The sequence below is a fragment of the Kribbella sp. NBC_00382 genome, from assembly GCF_036067295.1.
GTDB lineage: Bacteria > Actinomycetota > Actinomycetes > Propionibacteriales > Kribbellaceae > Kribbella.
On the sequence record NZ_CP107954.1, the window covers coordinates 2885166 to 2908512 of the forward strand.

Sequence of the window (23347 nt, forward strand, 5' to 3'; positions counted from 1 at the left end):
TGCCGGGGTCTTCTTCCTTTAGCGCGAGGCTTCGACGAACTGTTCCATCAGCTTGATGGGGTCCTTCTCGGGCTCGGGCTGGGCCAGCTGGTTGGCCGCGATGCGGGCTTGCGGGGCCTCGGGTGCGTTGAGGCTGGCCGTTGCGCCGGCGAGCGGGAGGGTCAGCGACGACTTGGTCGGGTCGAGGGTGATCGTCGCGCCGGTGAACGGTACCGACGGGTTGTCGGGTTCGACGGTCAGGACCAGACCGAGGCGGTGGCCGGCGGCGAACAGCACGTCGTCGGCGTTGAGCTCGAAGGTCAGGTCGTACCACTTGCCGGACTGCAGCGAGACCTTCTCGTCCGGCGACTTGTAGTGGCCGACGTCGGCCAGCGTCCGGACCACGACCGCGGCGTTCGAGACGGCCGTGTTGATCTTGGTGTCGGCGAAGCAGCCGGTGTCGAGCGCGTTGCCGTCACCCCAGCACCTGCTGGTGTTCGGGACGTTGCTGACGCTGGTGTAGCGGGTCGCCGTACCGTAGTCGACCAGGCGGGCTTTGATGCCTGCGGCAACCTTGTTGACCTTGACCCGGACCTCCACCTTGCCGGTACCTGACAACCGGACCGGCTGGGCGAGATCGTTGCTGACGAACACCGCGCGGTCGGTGCGCGGAGTCGTCGGGTCGAGTACGACGGTGTCGACCGACTCCTTGTCGGTACCGGTGAAGCTGATCGGGTCGCTGGTCGGCGCCGCGATCGACAGGCCACCGGTGTCGCCTCCGGCCGGCTTGCTCAGCGCGAGCTTGGTGCTCTTCGCGCCCGGGTTCGGCCAGCGGGCCTCGGTCGTGTAGGTGCCGTCCTCACGCATGATGGTCGCCTGCGGGGCCTTCATGATGTCGTTATGCAGGCCTTGCAGCCAGTAGTCGAACCACGGGTGCAGCTGGTCGACGTAAGCGTCGCGGAAGCTGAAGCCGTCCAGGTGGACACCCTGGTGCAGGAAGATCTTCCGCGGCACGCCCTGCTTGGTGAGCTCGTCCCACCACTCGCCGAACTGCCGGGTCTTGACGTTCTCGTCGTCCAGGCCGTGCACGACGAAGACCGACGCCTTCACCTTCTTGGCGTCCAGCCGGTAGTTCCGCGGGTCCCACCAGCGGCTGTAGCTGCCGGTGCGGGTGTCGGAGTCCTGCTCGATCTCGCCGGTCATCGCGACACAGCGCGGGCTGAGGTCGTTGCTGACGTAGTCGTGCAGGAAGCCCATGTACTCGTCGTAGTACGGGACGCCGTTGCTGCGGGTGTAGTCGTACCAGCTGGAGATCGCGGCGATCGGGACGATCGTCTCGAGCCCCTTCACGCCGGTACTGGCGACCGAGTTCGCGATCGTGCCGTTCCAGGAGGTACCGATCATGCCGGCCTTGCCGGTGGACCAGTCGGCCTTGGCGACGGCGCCGGCCGGGGTGTGGCCGGGGACGCGGTTGTTCAGCCAGTCGATGACGGCCTTGGTGCCGCGGACCTCGAGATCGGCGCCGACGTCGCTGCAGCCGGTCGAGCGGAAGGTGCCCGGCATATCCACGTAGGCGAACGCGTAGCCGCGCGGGACGAAGTAGTTGTCCAGCCAGCTGGAGAAGACCTGCCGGGTGCCGTTGGCGTCGAAACTCGTCTTCGGGTCGCTGGCGTAGTACGGCGAAGCCTGGATGATGACCGGTACGTCGATGCCGGCCGCGGCCGCCTCACCAGGCCGGACGATGTCGACGGTGATCTGGTCGGTGATCCCGTTCTGATCCCCGTCCACCCCCGGCACATCGACCTGGATGCGCTCGTGGATCGCGTTGTCGTAGTCGTAGGCGGCGACCGTCTGCGTCCCTTGGACGAACGGCTTCACCGGCGCCGGTTGCTTGGCGGTCGCGGTCAGCGACGCCATCGGCACCAGCGCGGCGGCGGCGAACAGGCCGACCCCGGTCCGGAACGCGGTTCTCGATCGGTTCCGAGTTCTGCGCATGCGTGTCTCTCCCCTGTGGGCGGTGGGTAAAGGCACCACAGCCCTCCCTCGACAGGGCCGTTGTGGTGAACGCACCTTATGCAGAACCTGACACCGTTGTCTCCACACATCTCACCCGGTCGATCACATTCCGTGGAGATCACGGGAAATACTTCGCCTTGCCGGTCAGGGGCGGCCGGTGATCCTCGCGTAGTACGCGCGGGCGTCCTGGGTGCGGCCGGCGCCGAGGACGCGGAGGGCCTCGGCGAGATCGGGGTAGCGGTCCTCCAGCAGTTCGGAGGCGCCTTGCAGATCGCCGGCGGACGCGATGTCGCGGAGCAGCGACTGAATGGCTGCCACCGGATCGACGGGTGGGGCCGGCTGCGCGGTGGGGGTTTCGGTGGTGTGGTCGATGGTGAGGGTCGATCGCTGGGCACCGCGGATCTCGTCCAGCCGGCGGGCCTGCTCGGCCGGCGGCAGCGTGGACCAGCCCGCGTCGCTGACCGTCGCCTCCAGTTGGAGCAGCCGCGACAGTACGGTCGGGTTGCTGATCTTGGCGCGCTGGCCGGACATGAGTTGCGACAGCATCGGAGCGGACAGCCCGAGTACGCCGGCCAGTTGCGCCTGGGAGAGTTCGAGGCGGGTGAGCAGGCGGCGGAAGCGCTCGCCGAGCGGTTCGCCGTACCACTCGAGCTGTAGCTTGAGGTTCCGCTCGTAGGTCGCAGTCATCACCGACTCCGGATTGCTGTTTGCAAATTGCAACTGCAAACGATAGCTTTCTGCATGTCTGCCCCTCAAATCCCTCTGGAGAAGCCATGATACGACGCCTCGCCGCCCTGGCCGGCCTCCCTCTGCTGGCCGTGACGTTCGCGTTCGGAAATGCTTCGCCGGCCGCCGCCGAGGGTGACCTGTCGCCGGTGATGGTGGTGCTGGACTCGTCCGGTTCGATGATCGCCCGGGACGTCGGCGGCAGCGGCACCCGGATGGACGCCGCCAAACGGGCGGTCGGTTCGATGATCGACGGCCTGCCGGCCCAAGCTCCGGTCGGGCTGGCGATCTACGGCGCGGGCACCGGGTCGAGCGGGTCGGCGAAGGCCGCCGGCTGCCGGGACGTACGGGTCGTCCAGCCGGTGAAGCCGGTCGACAAGGCTGCGATCAAGCGCGCGGTGAACGCGACGAAGCCCAGCGGGTACACCCCGATCGGACAGTCCCTGCGGATCGCAGCCGCGCAGCTCCCGGCCGAGGGGCAGCGCTCGATCGTGCTGGTCTCGGATGGCGAGGACACCTGTGCGCCGCCGCAACCGTGCGACGTGGCGAAGGAGCTCAGCAAGCAGGGAGTCGACCTGCACGTCCACGCGATCGGGTTCCGCGTCGACGCCAAGGCCCGGGCCCAGCTCGCCTGCATCGCGCAGACCACTGGCGGGACCTATCACGATGCCGCCGACGCCGACTCGCTGCTCGGCGTACTGGGCCGGGTGACGGATCGCGCGCTGCGGCACTACGAGCCGACCGGCCAGCCGATCGCCGGCACCGCGGATCCGGTCACGGCACCGACGATGACGCCCGGCCAGTACCTGGACACGCTCAACCCGGTTGAGGAGCGGTTCTACGCGGCCGACGTGAAGGCCGGCGAGACCGTGTACTTCGCGGCGACGGCGATCTTCCCGCGCGGCAACCCCCGCGACATCGAGGTCGTGGACATCAGGATCACCGGCCCGGGCGGCGCCGACTGCTATCGGTCCGAGCGGGAGCTGAACACGCGTGCGAGGGTCGACGGCGGGGCGCTGACCACGGTCCTCAGCTGGAACGGGACGGTTCCCGGGTCCTCGAAGCCCAAGGCCTGCAGTGTGCCGGGCAAGTACGTCTTCAAGGTCACGCGGGACGCGAAGGACGGTACCGACCGGGTGCCGCTGGAGCTGCAGCTGCGGATCGAGCCGCCGGTGACCGGCAGCCTCGGTGAACCCGCGCAGACCGGGCTCGTCGAGTTCGCGCAGGAACCGTCGGGCGCGGTCCGGACGGTCCACGGCGGCGGCTCCTTCAACGAGGCGACCACCCTGCCGGGCTCCGGCCGCTACGGCGAGACGATCTACAACGGCGAGGAGCTGTTCTACCGCGTCAATCTCGACTGGGGGCAGGGACTCGCGTACCGGGTCGCCTATGGCGGTGTGCCGGGGGCGGCTACCACCAACATCCGGACCGGGCTGTTCAGTCCGGTGCGCTCGGACATCAAGTACGACACGACGGCCTACACCGGTTCGACAACCACCCTGCCGTCGAACGGCAAGCCGATCGCGACGCCGCGGACGGCGTACCTGAACCGCAACGCATCCGATGCGGTGCTGCGTAAGTCGAGCATCGACGGCTGGTACTACCTCGTGGTGAAGGTGGGCAGCGCCATCGGCGACCACCCGGCGGGCGGCGTACCGGTGACGATCGACCTGGCGGTCGCGGGCGACAAGGTCGCCGGTCCGGAGTACGGCGTATCGACGGGCGGTACACCCGGTACTACTCCTACGCCGACCACGTCGACTCCGTCGGCTGCCTCGACGCCGTCGGGGTCCGAGACCACGGCGGCGCAGGGGCCGGGTGGGGACACCAAGCCTGCGGCCGATGAGACGTCGTCGTCTTTGCCCTGGATCATTCTGGGAGCCGTGCTGTTGCTGCTGATCGTCGCGATTGCCGTGCTGGTGTTGATCCTTCGCCGCCGTAAGCCAGCGGCGCCGCCGACGTATCCGAACGTGCCCGGGCAGGGCTGGACTAACCGGCCTTGACCCAGCGATAGGACGACCCCTGCTGACGGCACACGATCCGGATGCCGTCAGCAGTCGTCTCGAGATTGCCGGCCTCCTGCCAACCGCAGGCTCCGCCGAGCTTGACGGCGGCGTTGGGCACCGGGGTGATCGGCCCGGTACGAACGGTCGTCGGCGTCGACGTCTGACCTGTCGTCTGGCTCGTCGGCTGGTTTGATGGCTCGCTCGACTGTTGGCTCGGGGGCTGACCGGGCGGCGGTGAGTTCTTGTCGGCGGGGTGGCCGTCGAGTGTCAGCACCGCTATCGCAGAGGCTGCCGCCAGTACTGCGACCCCGGCCGCGGCCAGCACGACGGTACGACGCTTGCTCGACTGCGTCTCCGGATGCGACTGCTTCTCCGGACCCGGCGCCGGTGGCTCGGGTGGTGGGAGCTGGTCGGGTGATGCTGGCTGGTTGGGGGAGGCGGTTGGTGCGGCGAGGGACGCGTAGGGCTCGGGTAGTGGCGGGAGTTGGTCGAAGACCTCGATCGACTCTCCGTCGGGTGTGTGAGCCGGTAGCTCCAGTGGCATCGCCAGGAGCGGCGCCAAGGCTGTCAGTGCCTCCTGGGCCGAGCGGGTCCGGTCGGCCGCGTCGGGTTGCATCAGGTTCTCGACGACCCGCCAGATGACACTTTCACCAGCCACTGTCGGCGGTCGGCCCGGCGGCGGCCCAAACGCCGGAGGTTCCTCGCCGGTCAGGAGCTGCCAGCCCGTAACGCCCACGGCGTACAGGTCCTGGCTGACGGACGGCGGTTCACCTGTCAGCGCTTCGGGGGCGACGTAACCCGGCGTACCGACGACAGCGCCGTGCTGCGTGAGGCGCGGCTCTCCCAGTGACAACGCGATGCCGAAGTCGCTCAGCCTGAGTACGGGTGGTCCGGTACCGGTGGCTTCGAGCAGCAGGTTGGCGGGCTTGACGTCCCGATGCACCAGCCCGGCCGCGTGGACCTGATCGATCGCGCCCAGGAGTTGAGCCAGTAGCTCGGCTGCATAGCGCTCCGGCAGCGCGCCGAAGTCAGCGACCAGACTGCTCACCGAGCCGCCGCCGACCAGATCCATCGCCAGCAGCGCCTGATCGTCCTCGGCAGCCCAGCCGTACGGACTCAGCACATGCGGGTGATCCAGCCGCATGTTTTGCTCACGGACGAACCTGAGCAAGGCACCCGCGTGCCGCTGCTGGAGCAGCTTTGCCGCGCAGAGCCGTCGCAGGCGACGATCCCACGCGCGCCAAACCGTGCTGTTGCCACCCGCACCGACCGGGTCGATGAGCTCGTACCGCCCGGCGAACACATCAGCCACCCACGACCCTCCTCTCACGGTTCCGAAGCACCCCGACGATAGCCCGAACTCTGGCGCCGCCTGCCGACCCAGGTTTAGCCTGTCGCCGAAGGCCGGCTGGGGGCTCGGAGGATCAGCTCGTTGAGGGGGAGACTCATGGTCAACCGTCGATCTGAACGCCGCTCTCGCAGGTCAGTCATGCGGGTGGCCGCCGTCGCGCTGCTGGCGCTCGGCATCTTGAGCAGTAGTGCGCTCACCGCTTCGGCCGTGCTGTCGCTGCAGCCCGGCTGGAACCTGTGGACCAGGGAGTACTGCGAGGCAGGCACCCTGGTCAGCCTGCGCCACCTGCATCTCGAGTCGGAGCCCAGCCGCCTCCAAGGCCGCGAGTACGTGTACCGCCGCGGCGGTCGCCTCTGCGCCTTCACCGCCGACCACGCCGCCGGCGACCACAACATCCAGATCTGGGGCCGCCGAGACACCGGCGACTGGTCAGTCGAGTACGGCAACTTCTCGGAGTACGCCGGCGCCCTAGCCGCCCCCCAGGGCTACTGCATCCACGTCACGGCCTACCTCGAGTACGGCCCCGGCTGGTGGACCACCCCCGAAAAACGCTTCTGCTGAGGTGTTTACTGTCGGTCGACTAGGTGGGTTCCCTGGTGGTCGACGATGAACTTGAAGCCGTGGCGGGTGGTCCATTCGAGGGCGTCGTCGGTGAGGCGGCGGACCTGCCAGCCGCCGTGCGTCTTGACCCGGTGGCTGAATCGCCGTAGCGGGATGAGGTTGTCGGTGTTGGTTTGTCCTGGTGGGCCGTTGGGTCTGAAGGGTTCGATGTGGTCGAGGTCGACGGTGCGGCTGCTGTCGCCGGTGCCGTAGACGAACTGTTCGGCGGGGTAGCGGAGCTTGATGCGTTCACGGATGCGCTGCGGGATCTCGTAGGAGTCGGCGGAGAGTCGCTCCCTGAGGTCGATCACGGGCTTGACGATGACGTCGCCGTGGCCGATCAACTCCTCCAGCCGGGTGACGAGCACCGGCCCGAATCCCTCGACCCGGGCTACTCCTTCGCCGGCGAACAGAGCCTCGTCGGTGAGGTGAAGGTAGATCATCGTGCCAGTCGGCTGCCGCATCGAGTTCTTCTTGATAGCCGCCAGCTTCCCCACCAACTCGCGCCGCGCCGCCCCATCCAGGCTCCCGTTGCCCTCAGCAACCGAATCCCTCGGCCAGCACTCCACCTGCGAATCCACCGGCGCCTTGAGTCGCGACTCCGCCGACGTGTTGAGCCGCGGGTCGGTCGGCGCGTCGAGCCGCGAGTCTGCGGCTGCGTCAACCTGTTCGTCCAGCCGTGTCGCTCGCGGCAGGGGAGGCATAGCCGCCCGGCAGGACGTGTCGGCAGGGATGCTGCCTCCATCGTCGTGGATCGGCTGTGCTGCGGCGGGCGTCGCAGCGGCGACAGGCGGACTGGGCTCGGCGGCAGGGCTGGGCTCTCCCGAAGAGTTGGGTTCTCCGGGAGATGTGGGCTCGGTGGGGTGCGATGGCGCGGGCTGCGCGGTGGCGGCTGGAGGTACCGCAGACGATCCGTTGTCTGGCTCGCTGGGCGCGGGCGCAGTCGGTGGGGTGGGATTGTCGGCCGTTGGGGTGGTGAGGTGGCGGGCTACCTGGAGGAGGTCGGCGGCTAGGGCGGGGTCGGCTAGGACTTCGGCTGCTCGGACTCGGCGTTCGTCGATTCCGGAGGTGTCGCCGAGGGCGGCGAGGGTGTTGGCCAGCTGATTGATGGTGGCCTCGATGCGGATCACGCTGCCGGTGGGTGCCTTGATATACAAGGTCGTGGTGCCGTGCTCGTCGGTGCGGCCGGCCCAGACTCCGCGCTCGCGGGCCTTCTCCTCGGCTCGGGCGCGGGCGGTGATGGGATCGGCTTCCCAGAGGGCGGCTTTGACGATGTTGTGCAGGCGCAGCGGGCTCAGGCTGTCGACGATGGGGGCGACTCGGCGGTCGACGATGCTCGCGGCATCCTCGGACAGGTCGTTGCACGCGGTGGCGACGTTGCAGGCCTTCCAGGCGGTGGCGTGGCCTGATTCGACCTGGGCCCAGGTACGCGGGAGGCGGTGGCGTAGCGCTAGCGCTTGGCCCATGAACTTGGCGGCCGAGCCCGTGGTCCGGCCGATCATCACCCCGAACTCGGCGACCGCGAACTCGGCAACACTCGGGCAGCCGGACCCGCCGTAGACCCTGCTCTGCTCGCCGCCGCCGACCAGGTCATGGTCGGAGACGGTGGCGGTTCCGGGGTGAAGGTCGGCGAAATGGAGCGCGTGCCGAAGTATCTCGACGTCGATCCGATTGCGCTGGACGTGCAGTTCGCCGACCGAGGAGAGTGTCTCCCGGGCCGTGAGATCGCTGAGATCGTTTGAGGCGAACATGTGTTCGAGTATATACGGATTGTGACGACGCGCAAAATCAGCACGGCCGGAATCCGTTGCAAATAAGGCGATCTATGCCAGGCGGAGCCGGCAGCTTTGGGGTCGGCGGGAGGCTGATGGTGCGGAGGCAGGTGACGACCGTGGTGTCGCGATGGGCGGATGGGAACGGTTATGGTCAGCAGGTGACGGAGCGAACGGCGCCGGTTGTGCTTGTGATTGGGCTGGATCCCTATCGGGTTCCCGGTCCGTGGGATCCTGCGCCGGTGGCGGCTGCGATCGAGGAGTCGGTGAAGCGGTTTGCGGAGAGCGGTATCGACGCCCGCAACTGTTTGATCGGGTTGGATGGCTCTGACGATGTTGAGGCGGTTGTCGCTTCGGCACTGCGGGAGCGTGCGTGGGAGTGCGTCTTGATCGGCGGCGGCATCCGGAAAAGCGAAGAGCAACTCGAGCTCTTCGAGCAGGTCGTCAACCTGGTCCGGCTGAATGCGCCGGACGCCGCGATCGCCTTCAATCGCGACCTGACCGACATCGTCGACGCAGTCGCCCGCCAGTTGGCGCGACAGAGTCCCCGAGATGGTGAGCCCAGCTAGCGACGGCCAGTACTCGATGTGCTGTGCCGAGATGGGCCGACCCGCGCGGTCGGGGCGTCGGCGGGCGACGCCTGGTGACGCGACGCGGGGCAGGTGGCTGGACAGTGGCGCCCGTGGGTGTTGACGCCATGGGGGTCGGGCTGGGAGCTCTCTCGTAGTCGCGCGACGGAGGAGCGCTGAACCGCGGGTGGGTGGGAGCGCCCAGAGGTGGAGCGACGTAGGGGTGGAAGCGGCGGGCGCGTGGGGGATGCCGGTTGTTAGCGGACGAGGTTTAGGTGGATTTGGGCTACTGATACTTCTAGGCGTTGGCCCCAGGTGATGGTGAGGGTGTCGGATTCTATGCCGTCGCCGAAGATGACTAGGTCAGCTTCGGCGGTGATGGTTAGGTGGTCGGTGGCGGTCAGCAGGCCTTCGGTGTAGCTGGTGCCTGTTGCTGGGGAGGGCCAGGCTTCGCGGACGAACCAGCAGAGGGATGGGTCGGTGGGTGAGGGGAGGCGTAGGAGGCTTCCGCGTTCTTGCCAGGCCGAGCGGCACCACCCCGTGGATCCTGTTCCGGTGCCGATCAGCAGGCCTGATGACGATTGACGTTCCTCCAGACCTTCAGGGGAGGCCAGGCGGTAGCGGGCTGATTGATGCGTGCGGTTGCCTACGTAGATCTCGTTCAGGGCAAGGAGTTTCTGGCCGTCATCAGTGCTGGCGGCAACCATTGTTCGTTCTTCGATGGAAGGCTTGAAGAGGAGCTCCGGTACGTCGGAAGGCGCATGCGGCACCAAGATGCCAGGATTCCAGCCGGGCTCCGGATTGACGCCGATCACCGGCTGCCCGTCGAGGTACTTCGCCACGTTCGCCACCAACCCGTCCTGCCCGACGGCGATCACCACGTCCTCGGGACCGAACACGAACCGGTCGAGATCGTTGCGCTCAGCAACAGCCCGTCGCCAGTCCAGCGGGATCGCTGCCGAAACCACAGCCAAAGCCTTCTGCTGAGCCTCATGCCGGGAATCCAGCGACTCCAGCGAACGCCCCCGGCTCGACAGGAAGAAGCCGGCCTGTTGTCGAGTGCCGTGCCGGGCGACCAGCTCGGTGAGCTCGGTCGCCCGGTGGACCACGACCGCCCGCGGAGGCAGGCTCACGAGGAAGCCCCGGAGGAGGCGGTCAGCTTGGAGAGCAGCGGCGTGAGCAGATCCGGCGTCAGGTTCAACGTACCGATCTCCGGCAGCGCGCCCTGCTTGATAGCCATTGCCAAAATCGTTCCCTGATCCAGCTCGGCATAGGCATCAAGCATTGCCTTCTCAGCAGCGGCTTCCGCGTCGCCCAGCACCCGCTTGGCATCAGCATCAGCCGAGGCCAGCAATCGCCGGCGACCGGCCAAAGCTTCGCCCTCGATCCGCCCGGCCGCAGCCGCCTCGGTCGCACGCTGCCGTTCGTTCTGGCCCTTCTGCGTCACCAACTGCTCTTCGCGCCGCGCCAGCTCGATCTGGTTCTGCAGCTCGTTCTCCGCGATCGACCGCTCCCGCTCAACCGCCATCGCCCGCCGCTCGTACGTCGCCTTGTCGGCCGCCTGCTGCACCATCTCCCGAGTAGGAGTCTGCAGCGCCCGCTCGACATCACTCTCAGCCCGTACTGCGACCACGCGTACGTCCTCGACGCCGATCCCCAACCCAGTGAGCCGCTGATCGTCACGCAGCCCGCTGCTCATCGCCAGCCGCAGCGACGCCATCCCCTCGGACAAGGCTTGCGTGAGGTTCAAACGAGCCAGCAGATCCAGAGCAGTCTGCTGAGCCAGCTCGGTCAGCAACCCACCAAGCTGCTCCAACGGAGTCGCCCGCCACAACCCCGTATCAGGGTCGATCCCGAAGTCGAGCCGCGTCGACGCCAGAGCCGGATCCGTCACCCGATACGTGACAGTGGCCTGTACTACGACGTCCTGGAAGTCGAGCGTCCGCCCATGGAACAGCAACGGCTGCTCCCGGTCGTCGATCGGTACCTCGCTCAGCGACGAGTTGAGCGCCCGGAACCAGAACGCCTGTCCGGCACCGTCATGCGCGACCTTCCCGTTGCGCAGGTGCCGGACGTGAGTGGTCGGATTCGCCCGCAGGTGGCTGATGAACCGGAACCGGGTGATGTCTGCCATGAGAAGTCGCTCTCCTGTCGTAGCCGGCTCCGAGCCGGCCCTCTAGTCGTTGTCGTCACTTTGACGATAAGACCTGAGATGGCTTTTCGTCAAGATGACGATTAGAGTCATCGCCCATGGACTTCGAGCCGCTGGGGGTAGCCGCCGACCTCGTCATCCTGACCGTCCGCGAGGGGTCCCTGCAGGTGCTCCTGATCCGCCGCGGCATCGCGCCGTACCGGGGGCGGTGGGCGTTGCCGGGCGGATTCGTACGCCCCAAAGAGGACCTGGAGGAGGCCGCTCGCCGCGAGCTCCAGGAGGAGACCGGCCTGCTGTCCGACCGCATCCACCTCGAGCAGGTCGCGACGTACGGCGAACCCGGCCGCGACCCGAGAGGCCGGGTCATCAGCGTGACCTACCTGGCCCTCGTCCCGGACCTGCCGTCGCCAGTAGCCGGTACTGACGCAGCCTCCGCCGAATGGGTCGCAGTCGACGAGGTGCTGGCCGACCAGAGCCGGCTCGCCTTCGACCACCACCGGATCCTCACGGACGCGGTCGAGCGTGCCCGGGCGAAGCTGGAGTACTCACCACTCGCCGCCGCGTTCTGCCCGGACGAGTTCACCATCTCCGAGCTGCGCGGGATCTACGAGGCCGTCTGGGGCGTCCAGCTCGACCCGCGCAACTTCCACCGCAAGGCGACCAAGACCGACGGCTTCGTCATCCCCCTCGGCGCCACGACCACCCGCGACGGCGGCCGCCCCGCCCAACTCTTCCGCCGCGGCCCGGCGGCCACGCTTCACCCACCCCTGACGCGCGGTTAACGCTTGAGCAGCATGAGTTGTTCGGCGGTGATCAGGTCGGTGTGGGTGCCACGAGAGCCACACGCCCAGGCCCCCGCGATAGTGCCCGCCTCCGCAGCTTCGTAGTACGAGCGACCATCCAGCCACGTGGTCAAGAACGCCGCGACATACGCATCCCCAGCGCCATTGGTATCGACCACCGGCCGCCCAGGGATGTCCACGGCCGGCAGATGGACAGGCTCCTCGCCACGGACGTGGACGTAGCTCCCGTCGGCCCCGGCCATCGCGATCACGACCTGCGCCCGCCCACTGGCGAAGATCCAGTCGATGGCCTTGTCCCGCAGCGCACTGGTCGAGACGAACACGATGTCGGCGCATTGGGCGAAGTCCCGGTGGTACTCGTTCTCGCCGTCCCAGTCATGCAGATCGGTCGACAACGAACAGTCCGCAGCCAGTACGTCGGGAAGCGCACGCCGGGCAAAATCCATGATCGACACGTGCACATGCCGGGCCTGCTCGACCCGATGCCGCCACAGGTTGGGATCGACCCGCATCCCCGGCGGGTGCCGCCGGTCGTACAGTGAAACCCGACTCCCATCGGGCGACACCAGGTTGACGCTCCGCCGCGTACCGCTGGGGTGGATCGCGATCGTCAGCGGCAGCCCGAGCGCTTCGTACGCCCGCCGGATCCGCCACCCCTCCGCGTCGTCGCCGATCACATCGGCGAGCCCGGGATGCAGCCCCAGTCGATGACAACCGAGTACGACGCCGTGGCCGGTGTGGCCGACGTACGTCTCCACAGGCTGGACGGCAATGGTCTCCTGGCCGGGTAACGGCAGCGCGGGAACTCGCACGATGGTATCGATTCCCACGCCGCCGATGACGAACACATCCAGGTCCATGCGATCCATCCTCACCGAGCAGGCCTTGCGGCAGGCGTGAAGGGTAGCGATAGTGCGCACCCGCCGACAGGGCTCAGGCGGGGCGCTCTACGCACGGTCAGTGGACCGCCTCGATCAGTAACCCTGGAACACCCGGCGCAGCGTGGCCAGAGTGATCGGACCGGTCAGCTCCAGGCCGGCCGGAGTGTCCGGGCCGAGGCGTCCCGAGATCAGCCGCAGCCACGTTTCGCCGGGCAATGTGAGGGTGCCGTCGGCCTCGCCGGTGCCGCCGTCTTCGAGGCTGACCGGGTCGTTCAGGTTCAGGGTGAGCTCGGTGGCGGGGTCGGTCGTGACCACCTTGAGCACGGCGTACTTACCGTCCAGCTCGGCCGGCTTGCTGACCCAGCTGAGGTCGATGGTCCGCTGGGCGAGCAGCTCCGGTACCGCCTCGGCCGCGAGGGTCGCGCCCGGCTCGGAGGCGCTGCGGACGTCCCACGAGTGCAGGGTGAACTCGCTCAGCCGCATCCGGGCGACGGTCGTGACGTCGACCGGCGCGGGCAGGTAGCCCAGGTCGATCCGGACGGTCTCGGCCTGCTCCGGGGTCAGCGACTCGTAGAGCGAGACCAGCTTCTCGTTCCATTCGAGGAAGCCGTCGGCCTGCTCGCGGCGCGACGAAGAGTCCCACCGGGCCCAGACAGTCTGGTTGAAGTCACCCTCGGCCGGCGGCTTGCCGGCTACCGCGAGCTGCACGGTGTTGGTCATGATCTCCGCGCCGCTGCCCAAGTGGCTGAGCACCTGCGCGATGTCCCACTCGGACGCGGCCGACGGTCCCGCCAGGGTCTCGTCGTCGAACTTCTTCACCAGATCGGCGAGCGCGTCATACCCGCTGCGAAGCGCGGCGATGGCGGTGTCGGCGTTGCTCAAGATCGTTCCTCCAGAAGAATGGCCCCGTACGGCGGTCACTGAGCACCAACCGCGGTACGGGGCCAGACATTCCGGATCACTGCTTGATGGGCGCGCCGGTCTTCTCCTGGAGTTCGTCGAAGGTGACGCTCTCGGCCAGCTCGACCAGCCGCAGGCCGTCGTCGGTGATGTCGAGGACGGCGAGGTCGGTGATGATCCGGTTGACCACGCCACGCCCGGTGTAGGGCAGGTCGCACTCCTGCAGGATCTTGTGCGAACCGTCCTTGGCGACGTGCTCCATCAGCACGATCACCTTCTTGGCGCCGTGCACCAGGTCCATCGCGCCGCCCATGCCCTTGACCATCTTGCCCGGGATCATCCAGTTCGACAGGTCGCCGGTGGCCGAGACCTGCATGGCGCCCAGGATGGCCGCGTCGATCGCGCCGCCGCGGATCATCCCGAAGGACAGCGACGAGTCGAAGAACGATGCCCCCGGCAATGTCGTGACGGTCTCCTTGCCGGCGTTGATCAGGTCCGGGTCCTCCTCGCCCTCGACCGGGTACGGGCCGACGCCGAGGATGCCGTTCTCGCTCTGCAGCACGACGGTGACGCCGGCCGGGATGTAGTTCGGGACCATCGTCGGCAGCCCGATGCCGAGGTTGACGTACGAGCCGTCCTCCAGCTCGGCGGCGGCACGGGCGGCCATCTGCTCACGGGTGAGTGGCATCTCAGGCCTCCAGCTTCTCGCGGGCGGCCTCGAAGGCTTCGCGTGGTTGGACGGTGCGCTTCTCGATCCGCTTCTCGATGTCCTTGCCAACGGCAACTACGCGCTGGACGTAGACACCGGGCAGGTGGATCTCGTCCGGGTCCAGCTCACCAGGCTGGACCAGTTCCTCGACGGTGGCGATGGTGATCCGCCCGGCCATCGCGGCCAGCGGGTTGAAGTTGCGCGCGCTCCGGTCGAAGACCAGGTTGCCGTGCGTGTCGCCCTTCAACGCGTGCACCAGGCCGAAGTCGGTGGTGATGGACTCCTCCAGCACGTACGTCGTACCGCCGATCTCGCGGGTTTCCTTGGGCTCCGACGCCTTCGCCACCGAGCCGTCGGTGTTGTACTTCTGCGGCAGCCCGCCGTCGGCGACCTGGGTACCGACGCCGGCCAGCGTGAAGAACGCGGCGATCCCGCAGCCGCCGGCCCGGAGCTTCTCGGCCAGCGTGCCCTGCGGGGTCAGCTCGACCTCCAGCTCACCGGACAGGAACTGCCGGGCGAACTCCTTGTTCTCCCCGACGTACGACGAGGTCATCTTGGCGATCCGCTTGTCGGCGAGCAGGATGCCCAGCCCCCAGCTGTCGACGCCACAGTTGTTGGAGACGACGCTGAGCCCGCTCACGCCCTTGGCGTGGAGCGCCTCGATCAGCTGCATCGGGTTGCCGCACAGCCCGAAGCCGCCGACCGCGAGGCTCGCGCCGTCGCCGATGTCGTCGACCGCGGCCTGCGGTGAGTCGTACGTCTTGTCCATCAGGCTGCTCCATTGCAGGTTGGTGTCCGCTCGACTCTAACCAGCAGCCAGAGATCCGGCGAGACTCACTCGCTGTGGCCAGAGCCACAGCCCGCGCGCCGGGCTACCCGCCCCGGAGCCGACCCCGGCAGCTCGGCTACCGGCCTGCCGAGCGGTACTGCTCCGACGCCAGCCCTGCCTTGACGCGCCAGGAGTGCGCCTCTTCCGGACGCCCGGCAGCGGCGGCGATTGCTGCCAGCTCACCGAGGGCCTCGGTCATCGCGAGGTCGGCCTCATCCCAGTCGTCCGGGCAGCGTGACAACGCCACCAGCGCCAGCTCCTGCGCCTTCGCGAGATCCCCGCCGTAGCGGGCCGCCTTGGCCAGCCCGATCCGGGCAGCCGCGGAGAAGTACGGACTGCTGGAGCGCTTCGCCCGTACCAGCGCCTGGCTGTAGTCGTCCGCGGCCGCGTGGGGTTCCCGCAACCGCAGGCGGAGGTCACCCCGGCCACACAGCAGCGATGCGCCCTCCTCGTCCAGGCCTAGCTCGTCGGCAAGCGGCAGTGCCTGGCTGAGCAGTTCGGCGGAGCGCTTGAACTGCTTGGAGCGAGCGGCGAGCTCAGCCAGCTCGTCGAGCGCCAGCAAGCTGCCCCAGCGGTCGCCGACCAGCTGGAACTGCGCTAGCGCTGCCTGGGCGACTTCAGCGGCGTCAGTGAGACCGGCGTACCCACTGCAGAGCTGCACGGCCGCCAGCGTCCAGGGGTCGGTGCTCAGCTCCTGCCGCGCCAGCACCTCGGCAACGAGCTCCGGCGGCACAAGTGGTCCGAGCACGATCGACCAGAGCAGCACTGTCGCCGGGTACCGGAACGGCTCGACCAGCTCCTCGACGATCACCCGCGCCTGCTCGACACCGTCCGGGCGCCCAGACCCGGCCGCATGCAGTACTGCGAGCAGGTACTCCTCAGCAAGCCCGTCGGGCACCACTGGCCCGAGCACCCCGAGCAAGCCATGAGCTGCCTGCCCCGCCTCGTCCCGCAGCCCGTGCATCCACCAGTACGTCGACAGCCCGGCGACCAGCTCGAGCGCGAGCCGCTGGTCCTGCTCGGTGGCCCACTCGATCGCCCGGTGCAGGTTGTCGCTCTCCTGCCGGATCGAAGTTGCCCAGCGCAACTGGTCGGGGCCACGCAGGTGCGCGTCGGCCCGGCGTACCAGGGCCAGCAGGTACGCCGCATGACGCGCGTGGAGGTCATCGGCCTCGGTGCTCGAGACCTGCTCCTCGGAGTACGTGTGAATCGCGTCGAGCACCTCGTACCGCCCGTCGCACAGGGTGAGCAGGGAACGCTCGGTCAGCGCGTCGAGCACGCAGCTCGTCGTCTGCAGCGGCAACTCGAGAACGGCCGCCACAGACTCAGCGGTCAGCCCACCTGCGAACACCCCGAGCCGAGCGACCACGACCCGCTCGACGGGCGGCATCGACTCGCCGCCCTGACCGGCGAGCCCGGCCTGGCTGGCGGACTCCATATGACTGATTGTCACCTTGCCCGGGATCGGACCACCGGGCGGGGCGGCAGTGGTGCCCCAGGAGGGCGGGGCACCACCTGGCCTAGCCGGTCAGCTGATGACGCGGAAACCGCGCCGGTCGCCCAGCTTCTTGAGGCTCTCGATTCCCGGGATTCCGTCGAACGGCGGCGGTACGGTCGCCTTCTGCCACAGGGCGTAGGCCTTGCGGAAGTCCTTGCCGGCGAACCCGTCGACGTTCATCGGATCCTTCAGGCCCTGCTTGAGCAGCGCGCGCTCGACGATGATGATGTCGTGCTCGTGCAGGCCCTGCCCGGCCGGCCGGAACATGTCCTTGGCGGCCGCCTCGCGGACGTTGCTGAGGTCGACGGCGGGCCGGGTGTCGACCGCACCCGGCCGCCAGATCCGGACGCCGTTGATGTCCTCGCTCCAACCCTTGTAGGTCTTGCCCCAGGACCGGGCGATCTTCGAGATCGGCACCTTGTCGACCTTGCCCGGCCGCAGGATGTCGCTGCTGAAGCAGTTCCCGTCACCGGTACTGATCGCGACGTGCCCGTGCGGCGCGCCGGTCCACCACAGCGGTACGCCGAGTGGCGGCGTACCGGACGTGCCGTGCTTGAACTTCGCCGCCTGGTACCCGGCCGCCGCATCGGTGGCCAGCGGGCCGACGTTGAAGCAGTTGCGGACGAAGATCAGGCAGATGCCCGTCCAGTCCCTGGTCGCGTGCGCCGCCTGCGCCGCGGCGAAGTCCACCGCGGCCTTGCCCATCCGGGCGGCCATCTCAGCCGACCTCGATTCCGGGCTCGATCGTGGGTTCGACCGCGGGCTCTTCGTCCGGCCCGAGCGGATCGGTGTCCGGGATCGGGTCCTGGAAGGCGGCCTCGGTGGCCGGGTCGTCGAGCTCCGGGTCGTCGGCCTGCATACCGGGTGAGTCGGCCAACGGTGGCAGCGTCGACTCGTCCAGCACCTCCGTCAGCTCAGACGTGTCCACTGGATCTGTTGCAGTCATGGTGTTTCCCCCTGGTTGTCGCAACGTGGGCCGCTGCCAATCCGCCCCCAGCCGGCGACAGCCGTCCTTCGCAGTTTGGCACCGGCGTCGCGTTGCGACCAGAGGTCATTCGAAGCTGAGTACGCCCCATTGGTCGGGCTTGTGCATGTCGACCACGTACTGCGGCGACCAGACCCAGAAGTCCTGCTCCTTGCCCTTGCGGTACTCGCCGCCGGCCACCTCGTGGTCCCACTCGATCCGCATCAGGTTCATCCGCCACTCGTCGCCTCGGCTCGGCGGCATCTGGAACTTGTTGTACTTCGCCAGGTCGGCCCAGGGGAGCGCGACCTCGACGGTCCAGCCGGTGTCGGTGTCGGCCGGGTCGTTGAGGGTGCCGTCGATGTGCAGCGCGGTGCGCAGGCCGGGCAGGTTGTCCGGGTCGACCGGGACGCCGCCCTCGGAGTACGGCTTGGGCAGGGAGAGCTCCCAGATGGTTCCGAGCGGGTTGATCTCGAACTCGTAGTAGTTCTCGCCGTCGCCGTCCGGGTCGAGGAAGAGCTCGAAGTTGTTCTCCTCGTACAGCCAGGTGTTCGGCTCGGTCATCGTCGACCAGACGTGCGGCTCCTCGAGCTGGCCGCCCACGTACAGGTACTGGTCGTCGTACAGGAGCTTGGCCCTGGTACGGAACCTCGGTGTGGTCGCGTCCGGGCCGGTGATGTCGACGAAGTCACTGGTCCACGGGGCCTGCTCCCAGGCGGGGTGGCTCAGGGTGCCGTCGAGTGGGAGAGGGGTGGTCGTGCGGTGGCAGGGGTAGCGGGGCAGTTCAGGCATCGGCTCGCTCCAACCGTCCGGCGATCAGGTTTGCGACTAGGAAGGTGATGGCGGTGAGCACCGGGACGACAACCAGGGTCCAGGTGGAGAACAGGTTGCTGGACAGGAACGCGAGCACGATCAGCAGCATGAAGCCGACGCCGAGGAACGCGACCAGCTTCGGGTGCGGCATCGCCAGCCGGCTGAGCGCCATCGCGCCGAGCACGATCGTGATCACCACGGTCAGTACCAGCAGCGGGAACCCGGCTGCGCCGCAGTTGGGGGAGTCCCGGACCCGGTCACAGCCCTGCTCGCTCAGCCAGACGAGTGCGATCGTGACGAACCCGGCCAGCAACCCGACCACGGCCAGGATCAGCGCCGGGGGCAACGGCGGAGCGTCGTACCGCCCGTCGTCGTCTTCTTCCTCGTCTTCTTCGTCGACTTCCTCGAGATACTCCTCGAGGTCCGCCGGCATCCCAGGGCTTTCGTCCTCGGACTTGTCGTCGCTCATTGCCGCAGGTTATCTGCTCAGACGGCACCGAGGGCGGTGGCGACGGCAGTGCGCAGTTGGGCGTCGGTGGGGCAGGGGATGCCGAGCTCGCGGCTGAGGTCGGCCAGCGAGGTCATCGTGACGTCGTGCAGGCCGCAGGTGGTGAAGGTGTGGAAGACGTCCATCGCGGGATCGAGATTGATCGAGAAGCCGTGCGACGGCGGCTCCCGGAGAAGACTGAAGGCGGTGGCTCCGAGGAGCCACCGCCTTCTTTGTCGGGCTGACAGGATTTGAACCTGCGACCTCGTCGTCCCGAACGACGCGCGCTACCAAGCTGCGCCACAGCCCGAAGTCGGCGTTAGCTTACATGCGTGGCCCGCCAGGACGAAATCGGGTTATCCGGCCTTGGGAACCAGCGTGATCAAGGTCGCTTCCGGGCGGCAAGCGAACCGCACCGGGGCGTACGGCGAGGTGCCCAATCCGGCCGAGACGTGCAGTGCCGCCTGACGCCCTTCGAAGCCCCAGGTGGACAAACCCTTCACCCGGGACGCGTCGAGGTCGCAGTTGGTCACCAGGGCGCCGTAGAGCGGCACCGCGAGCTGGCCGCCGTGAGTGTGCCCGGCCAGGACGAGCGGATACCCGTCGCCGACGAACCCATTCAGCACCCGTTGGTACGGCGCGTGCGTCACCCCGATCGAGAGGTCGGCTGCCGGATCCACCTCGCCCGCGACGTCGGAGTACCGGTCGCGTTTGATGTGTGGGTCGTCGGTGCCGGCGAAGTCGAGGCGCAGCCCGTTGACCTTGAGGGTGGAGCGCTCGTTGTTGAGGTCGACCCAGCCCGCGCTGGTGAACGACGAGCGCATCTCCTCGTACGGCAGATCAGGGCCGTGCGGCTTGTGGCGCTGCTTGTTGGCGGGCAGCAGGTACTTAGCCGGGTTCTTGAAGTGCGGCTTCCAATAGTCGTTCGAGCCGAAGACGAATACCCCCGGTACGTCGAGCAGCGCCCCGTACGCGCGCAGCAGCGGTAGTACCGAGTCGGGGCTGGAGATGTTGTCGCCGGTGTTCACGATCAGGTCCGGTTCGAGCCGGGCCAGGTCGTTGACCCAGCGGATCTTCTTCTCCTGGTTCGGCATCAGGTGCAGGTCGGACAGGTGCAGCACCTTGAGCGGCGCGGCGCCCACCGGCAGCACCGGCACGGTCACCCTCCGCAGCGTGAACCACCGCACCTCGACGGCGGCCGCGTACGCGACGCAGGCGGCGCCTACCGCGGTGACAACGGCAGCGGACTTCAGTGTCGTGGTGGCAAGCCCCCGGAAACTCATTTCACCAGCCTGCCACAATCGTCCTCATGTCCAACTCCGAACTGAAGCAGCGCCTGCACGATGACATGACCGCCGCCCTGAAGGCGCGCGACGATCTCCGCAAGTCTGTCCTGCGGATGGCGCTGACGGCCGTGACCAAGCAAGAGGTGGCCGGCAAGGAGGCCCGCGAGCTGTCCGACGCGGAGGTTCTCGAGGTACTGACCGCCGAGGCGAAGAAGCGCCGCGAGTCGGTCACGGCGTACCGGGACGCCGGCCGCGAGGAACTGGCGGTCAAGGAGCAGGCCGAGGCCGACATCCTCGCCGAGTACCTGCCCGAGCAGCTCACCCTCGAGGAGATCACCGCCCTGGTCACCGAAACCATCGCCGCCACCGGAGCCGCCGAACTCGGCCCCCGCGGCATCGGCAAGGTGATGGGCGCCCTCCAGCCCAAGGTCAAGGGCAAGGCCGACGGCGGCACAGTCTCCGCCGAGGTCAAACGCCAACTCGGCGCCTAGCCAACGAAGAAGCGCCCTGTCCGTGAGGACAGGGCGCTTCTTGGTTTATCGGCCGCCGCAGTTCGGGTATCTGGGGTTCCAGGGTGGGCAGTTGCCTCCGCCGCCGGGTTTGCCGGTGTTGGGCGGGTTCGGCGGTTGCGGGATCCCTGGCGAGTTCGGCGGGGGCGGCGGCTGCTGGATCTTGGCGCCGTTGGAGACGTAGATCGTCACCGTGGCGCCTTCAGGGGCGCCTTCCTCGGTGCGGGGGCTGAGGTAGGCGACGGTGCCCTGGACCTCTTCGGAGTCGACCTGGCCGGAAGCGATCTTGGCCTCGAAGCCCATCCCGCGCAGCTTGTTCGCGGCCTCGTCCGGGTTCATCCCGTTCACGTACGGCAGGTCGACGACGTTGCCGCGCCGGGTCTTGTCCGTCGGCGCGGTGAACTTGGTGGTCGGCATGCCCTTGAGCGCGCCTTCCATGGCGGTCTCCCAGATCGGCCCGGCGGTTCCGGAACCGGAGGCGTCGTGCATCTCCCGGCCGTTGAGGGTCTGGTTGATCAGGTTCTCGTACTTCGGGGTCGCGTCGGCGACCACGGCGGCGGCGGCCAGCTTGCTCGAGTAGCCGGAGTACCAGACGGCCTTGTTCTCCTGGATCGTTCCGGTCTTGCCGGCCAGGTCGCTGCGGCCGAACTTGAGGTGCTGACCGGTGCCCGGCGGCTCCATCACCTGGTGCAGCACCTCGTTGACGCCGTCGGCGACCTCGGGCTTGAGAACCTGCTTGCAGTTCGGGCCGGGGGTGACGAGCGAGCGGCCCTTGTAGTTCTTCACCGAGGTGATCAGCTGCGGCGCGCAGTACTTGCCGCGGGCCGCGAATGCCGCGTAGGCGTTGGACAGCTGCAGCGGGCTGACCAGGCCGACGCCCAGCGTCATCGAGACATACTGTTCGAGCGGCTGCCCGGTCTGGGCGTCGTGCATGCCCAGGTTCGCGGCGAGGGTGGCGATCGGGCACAGGCCGACCTGCTCGGACAGTTGCAGGAAGTAGGTGTTGGTCGAGGCCTGCGCTGCCTGGATCATCGTCGGCTCGGCCGCGGCCTTGGTCGAGTTCTTCGGGTTGTAGTCGGGGACGGAGGTGGTGCCCGAGCAGGTCTTGAACTTCACCCCACCGAGCGGAAGCGGGCTCGGTGACGGAATCCGGTAGGTGAGCGGGAAGCCCGCCTGGATCGCCGCGGCGATCGTGAACGCCTTCATCGTCGAGCCGTTCTGGAACCCGCCGTAGCCACCCTTGTAGGTCTTCTCGACGTTGTAGTTGTAGTAGGTCTGGTTCTTGCCCTCGCCGTAGCCCCCGCTCTGCACCATCGCCTTCACCAGGCCGGTCCCGGGCTCGACCATGGTGACGGCCGCGATCGCGTCGTCGCCGGGCTTGGTGTGCTGGTTGATCGACTTCTGGGCGGCCGCCTGCATCCGGCTGTCCAGCGAGGTGATCACCGTGATGCCGGCGGTCTTGATGTAGTGGTCGCGATCCTTGTCGGTCTTGCCGAAGGCGGGGTTCTCCATCAGCTTCGAGACGATGTAATCGCAGTAGAACGGGTACGGCGAGTTGGCGCAGCCGTTGAGGACCTTGACCACAGGGCCGTTCAGGACCGGGGTCTTGATCGCTGCCTTGGTCTGGGCGGCCGTGGTGACACCAAGCTCCTGCATGCGCCGCAGGACGATGTCACGACGTTCCTTGGCCTTGGCCTTGTTGTTCGTCGGGTCGTAGCCGGTGGGGTTCTTCACCAGGCCGGCCAGCATCGCGGCCTGGGGCAGCGTCAGCTTGGCGGCAGTGGTGTTGAAGTAGTGCCGGGCAGCAGCCTCGACGCCGTAGGCGCCGTCGCCGAAGTTCGCCAGGTTCAGGTACTTCTCCAGGATCTCGTTCTTGGAGAACTCCTTCTCGACCGCGACGGCGTAGCGCAGCTCGGCGATCTTGCGCTCGTAGGTGTCGGCGGTGGCGTCCTTGATCGCCTTCTCGTCACCGCTGGCGTTCGCCTTCTCGACCAGGCTCAGCTTGACGAACTGCTGGGTGATGCTCGAACCACCCTGCTGGACGCCGCCGCTGTTCTGGTTGCGGATCAGTGCGCGGAGCGTGCCCTTGGCGTCGAGGGCGCCGTGCTCGAAGAAGCGGTCGTCCTCGATCGAGACGATCGCCTTCTGCATGATCGGGTTGATCTGCGCGAGCGTGACGGGGTCGCGGTTCTGGTCGTACAGGGTCGCGATCAGCTTGTGATCGGCCGTGTAGATGTACGTCTTCCGCGACGGTGGGACAGTCTTCAGCTCCTGTGGCAGGTCCTGCAGCGTCTCCGCCGTCTTCTCGGTGCCGAAGCCGGCCAGGCCGGCGAACGGGATCGCCAAGCCGGCGGCAAGAGCACCTGATAGAACACTCACTCCGAGGAACAGAACCACTGACTGGACGACGCCCCGATCGTCCTTATCCCTTACGCGCATGGACTAGAGCCTACGGGATCACAGCGCCACGCCAATTCCTCGAATGTGTTTTATGTCA

Annotated in this window: 23 protein-coding genes and 1 tRNA gene; 5 read left to right on the forward strand and 19 right to left on the reverse strand. The window is 67.8% G+C overall.

The window, feature by feature from the left end:
• Positions 1-18: 18 nt before the first annotated feature.
• Positions 19-1974, reverse strand: coding sequence for a CocE/NonD family hydrolase (locus tag OHA70_RS14195; protein WP_328332525.1), 1956 nt, complete (start codon positions 1972-1974; stop codon positions 19-21).
• Between the two features lie 165 nt (positions 1975-2139).
• Positions 2140-2715 carry a helix-turn-helix domain-containing protein gene (locus OHA70_RS14200; protein ID WP_328332527.1) on the reverse strand — a complete coding sequence of 192 codons (576 nt, stop codon included), beginning with the start codon at positions 2713-2715 and terminating at the stop codon, positions 2140-2142.
• A 53-nt stretch (positions 2716-2768) separates the two neighbouring features.
• Here OHA70_RS14200 and OHA70_RS14205 point away from each other — a divergent pair, with 53 nt between their 5' ends.
• A complete protein-coding gene (locus OHA70_RS14205) occupies positions 2769-4724 on the forward strand; it encodes a vWA domain-containing protein (RefSeq protein WP_328332529.1) in 1956 nt (651 codons plus the stop codon).
• On the opposite strand, the gene OHA70_RS14210 is transcribed toward OHA70_RS14205, so the two are convergent.
• Positions 4711-6039, reverse strand: a complete 1329-nt coding sequence (locus tag OHA70_RS14210; protein WP_328332531.1) for a serine/threonine-protein kinase — start codon at positions 6037-6039, stop codon at positions 4711-4713. The genes OHA70_RS14205 and OHA70_RS14210 overlap by 14 nt on opposite strands.
• 177 nt (positions 6040-6216) lie before the next feature.
• Here OHA70_RS14210 and OHA70_RS14215 point away from each other — a divergent pair, with 177 nt between their 5' ends.
• Complete coding sequence (locus OHA70_RS14215; protein WP_328332533.1) at positions 6217-6639, forward strand: hypothetical protein; 423 nt, start codon at positions 6217-6219, stop codon at positions 6637-6639.
• A gap of 5 nt (positions 6640-6644) precedes the next feature.
• On the opposite strand, the gene OHA70_RS14220 is transcribed toward OHA70_RS14215, so the two are convergent.
• Positions 6645-8429 carry a DUF222 domain-containing protein gene (locus tag OHA70_RS14220; protein ID WP_328332535.1) on the reverse strand — a complete coding sequence of 595 codons (1785 nt, stop codon included), beginning with the start codon at positions 8427-8429 and terminating at the stop codon, positions 6645-6647.
• A 131-nt stretch (positions 8430-8560) separates the two neighbouring features.
• Here OHA70_RS14220 and OHA70_RS14225 point away from each other — a divergent pair, with 131 nt between their 5' ends.
• Positions 8561-9019 carry a hypothetical protein gene (locus tag OHA70_RS14225; protein WP_328332537.1) on the forward strand — a complete coding sequence of 153 codons (459 nt, stop codon included), beginning with the start codon at positions 8561-8563 and terminating at the stop codon, positions 9017-9019.
• A gap of 257 nt (positions 9020-9276) precedes the next feature.
• Here the strand turns inward: OHA70_RS14225 and OHA70_RS14230 are convergent, their stop codons facing one another.
• On the reverse strand, positions 9277-10152 hold the full coding sequence (locus OHA70_RS14230; RefSeq protein ID WP_328332539.1) for a hypothetical protein: 876 nt from the start codon (positions 10150-10152) through the stop codon (positions 9277-9279).
• Positions 10149-11153 (reverse strand): SPFH domain-containing protein, encoded by a 1005-nt coding sequence (locus OHA70_RS14235; protein WP_328332541.1) that lies wholly within the window; start codon positions 11151-11153, stop codon positions 10149-10151. Before OHA70_RS14235 ends, OHA70_RS14230 begins: the two co-directional genes overlap by 4 nt.
• 116 nt (positions 11154-11269) lie before the next feature.
• On the opposite strand from OHA70_RS14235, the gene OHA70_RS14240 reads away from it, so the two are divergent.
• Positions 11270-11953: an NUDIX hydrolase gene (locus OHA70_RS14240; RefSeq protein ID WP_328332543.1), complete on the forward strand. Its 684-nt coding sequence runs from the start codon at positions 11270-11272 to the stop codon at positions 11951-11953.
• Here the strand turns inward: OHA70_RS14240 and OHA70_RS14245 are convergent.
• The 12 genes from OHA70_RS14245 to OHA70_RS14300 all read right to left on the reverse strand — a co-directional run bounded on the left by OHA70_RS14245 (position 11950) and on the right by OHA70_RS14300 (position 20338).
• Entirely contained in the window at positions 11950-12834 is an 885-nt protein-coding gene (locus tag OHA70_RS14245; protein ID WP_328332545.1) for a carbohydrate kinase family protein, read from the reverse strand. The two genes, OHA70_RS14240 and OHA70_RS14245, sit on opposite strands and share 4 nt — an antisense overlap.
• Positions 12835-12948: 114 nt before the next feature.
• Positions 12949-13737: a maleylpyruvate isomerase family mycothiol-dependent enzyme gene (locus OHA70_RS14250; RefSeq protein ID WP_328332547.1), complete on the reverse strand. Its 789-nt coding sequence runs from the start codon at positions 13735-13737 to the stop codon at positions 12949-12951.
• A gap of 76 nt (positions 13738-13813) precedes the next feature.
• A complete protein-coding gene (locus tag OHA70_RS14255) occupies positions 13814-14443 on the reverse strand; it encodes a CoA transferase subunit B (protein ID WP_328332549.1) in 630 nt (209 codons plus the stop codon).
• Position 14444: 1 nt separating this feature from the next.
• Positions 14445-15233 carry a CoA transferase subunit A gene (locus tag OHA70_RS14260; protein WP_328332551.1) on the reverse strand — a complete coding sequence of 263 codons (789 nt, stop codon included), beginning with the start codon at positions 15231-15233 and terminating at the stop codon, positions 14445-14447.
• A 136-nt stretch (positions 15234-15369) separates the two neighbouring features.
• Complete coding sequence (locus OHA70_RS14265; RefSeq protein ID WP_328332553.1) at positions 15370-16731, reverse strand: hypothetical protein; 1362 nt, start codon at positions 16729-16731, stop codon at positions 15370-15372.
• A gap of 90 nt (positions 16732-16821) precedes the next feature.
• Positions 16822-17508: a hypothetical protein gene (locus tag OHA70_RS14270; protein ID WP_328332555.1), complete on the reverse strand. Its 687-nt coding sequence runs from the start codon at positions 17506-17508 to the stop codon at positions 16822-16824.
• Between the two features lies 1 nt (position 17509).
• Positions 17510-17737, reverse strand: coding sequence for a hypothetical protein (locus OHA70_RS14275; protein ID WP_328332557.1), 228 nt, complete (start codon positions 17735-17737; stop codon positions 17510-17512).
• Between the two features lie 105 nt (positions 17738-17842).
• A complete protein-coding gene (locus tag OHA70_RS14280) occupies positions 17843-18547 on the reverse strand; it encodes a carbohydrate-binding family 9-like protein (RefSeq protein ID WP_328332559.1) in 705 nt (234 codons plus the stop codon).
• Complete coding sequence (locus tag OHA70_RS14285; protein WP_328332561.1) at positions 18540-19037, reverse strand: hypothetical protein; 498 nt, start codon at positions 19035-19037, stop codon at positions 18540-18542. The genes OHA70_RS14280 and OHA70_RS14285 overlap by 8 nt, the downstream gene beginning before the upstream one ends.
• Positions 19038-19054: 17 nt before the next feature.
• On the reverse strand, positions 19055-19201 hold the full coding sequence (locus tag OHA70_RS14290; RefSeq protein ID WP_328332563.1) for a hypothetical protein: 147 nt from the start codon (positions 19199-19201) through the stop codon (positions 19055-19057).
• 90 nt (positions 19202-19291) lie between these two features.
• Positions 19292-19365, reverse strand: a tRNA-Pro gene (locus tag OHA70_RS14295).
• 46 nt (positions 19366-19411) lie between these two features.
• Positions 19412-20338: a metallophosphoesterase gene (locus OHA70_RS14300; protein WP_328332564.1), complete on the reverse strand. Its 927-nt coding sequence runs from the start codon at positions 20336-20338 to the stop codon at positions 19412-19414.
• A gap of 26 nt (positions 20339-20364) precedes the next feature.
• On the opposite strand from OHA70_RS14300, the gene OHA70_RS14305 reads away from it, so the two are divergent.
• Positions 20365-20832, forward strand: a complete 468-nt coding sequence (locus tag OHA70_RS14305) for a GatB/YqeY domain-containing protein (protein WP_328332566.1) — start codon at positions 20365-20367, stop codon at positions 20830-20832.
• Between the two features lie 45 nt (positions 20833-20877).
• Here the strand turns inward: OHA70_RS14305 and OHA70_RS14310 are convergent, their stop codons facing one another.
• Positions 20878-23289 carry a transglycosylase domain-containing protein gene (locus OHA70_RS14310; protein ID WP_328332568.1) on the reverse strand — a complete coding sequence of 804 codons (2412 nt, stop codon included), beginning with the start codon at positions 23287-23289 and terminating at the stop codon, positions 20878-20880.
• Positions 23290-23347: the final 58 nt, after the last annotated feature.